The following is a 1,283-nucleotide window of genomic DNA, read 5'->3' on the forward strand; positions in this document are numbered from 1 at the left end:
GTGTCGCTGCCGTACTGGTTGGTCACCGTCAGGCGGACATCATAAGAACCTTCACGCATGTAGATGTGGCGGGGGTTCTGCTCGTAGGAGGATGTACCGTCGCCAAAGTCCCAGACCCAGGATGTCGGGTTGCCCTTCGAGAGGTCGGTGAAGTGGACGATGAAGGGTGCCTTTCCGACCTGCCGGTCAGCCTTGAAATCGGCGACCGGGGCAAGGGTCGTGACGATATAGTTCACTTTGGAGACGGTATCGGAACCGTTGGCATTGGATGCGGTCAGGGTGACCGTGTAGGTGCCGATGGTTGTATAGGTGTGGGTGGGGTTCTGTTCGGTGGAGCTGCCGCCATCGCCGAAGTCCCACTTCCAGGTGGTGGGCGCGCCGGTGGACTTGTCCGTGAAGTGGACGTCCATTGTAGACCCGCCGCGGGTCTTGTCGGCATCGAAGTCTGCCTTCGGGATGTTCAGCACCGTGATGTACATGTTTTTGGTCCTGCTGTTGGTCTGGTAAAGGTTGGACGCGGTCAGGGTGACATCATAGACGCCGACATTGAGGTATGCATGGTCGGGGGCCGAGCCCATTCCGGTCCTGCCGTCGCCGAAGTCCCAGACCCAGGATGTCGGGCTCATGGTCGAGAGGTCGGTGAACCGGACATTCCTGCCGACACCTACCGTTGTCCTGTCTGCCGTGAAGTCGACGTCAGCACCGCCGCCGACTGTGACAAGGCCGGTCTTGATCTTGGTGTCTTCGCCAAAGGAGTTCCTTACCGTGAGCTTGACCGTGTACGTGCCCTCGTTGATATAAACGTGGCGCGGGTTCTGCACGGTTGAGGTCTCGCCATCGCCGAAGTCCCATGCCCAGGAGGTAGGTCGGTTCTCCGACATGTCGGCAAAGTGGACGACCTTTGGAACATTGTACGTGTGGTACGGGCTGATGATCGGCCGGAACTCAGCCTTCGGGCCGAGGCCGACGTTGATATAGTTGGTCTTTACTTCTGTGTCCCGTCCGTTCTCGTTGCGGGCGGTCAGGGAAACCGTGTAGATGCCCTTAACCCGGTACGTGTGGGAGGGGTTCTGGTAGGTGGACTCAGCGGCATCGCCGAAGTTCCATCTCCAGGACGTGGGCGCATTGGTGGTCTTGTCCGTGAACTTGACGGCCTCGTCGACACTCACTTCGAGCGCGGAGGCCACGAAGTCGGTGTTGGGAACGCCGCCGACATTGATGATCTGGGTCGCGGAGTCGGTGATGTCGTCACGCGAAACGGTCAGTTTCACATCGTACGACCC

The 1,283-nt window shown here is 59.5% G+C and carries 1 protein-coding gene; it reads right to left on the reverse strand.

All coding sequences use genetic code 11. The annotated features are described in order from the left end of the window. The coding region (locus tag CW742_RS13650) for a PKD domain-containing protein (protein ID WP_292421311.1) at nucleotides 1-1,271 on the reverse strand (1,271 nt) is incomplete at its 3' end. Nucleotides 1,272-1,283 lie beyond the last annotated feature (12 nt).

Source organism: Methanoregula sp., from assembly GCF_002835825.1.
Taxonomy (GTDB): domain Archaea; phylum Halobacteriota; class Methanomicrobia; order Methanomicrobiales; family Methanospirillaceae; genus Methanoregula.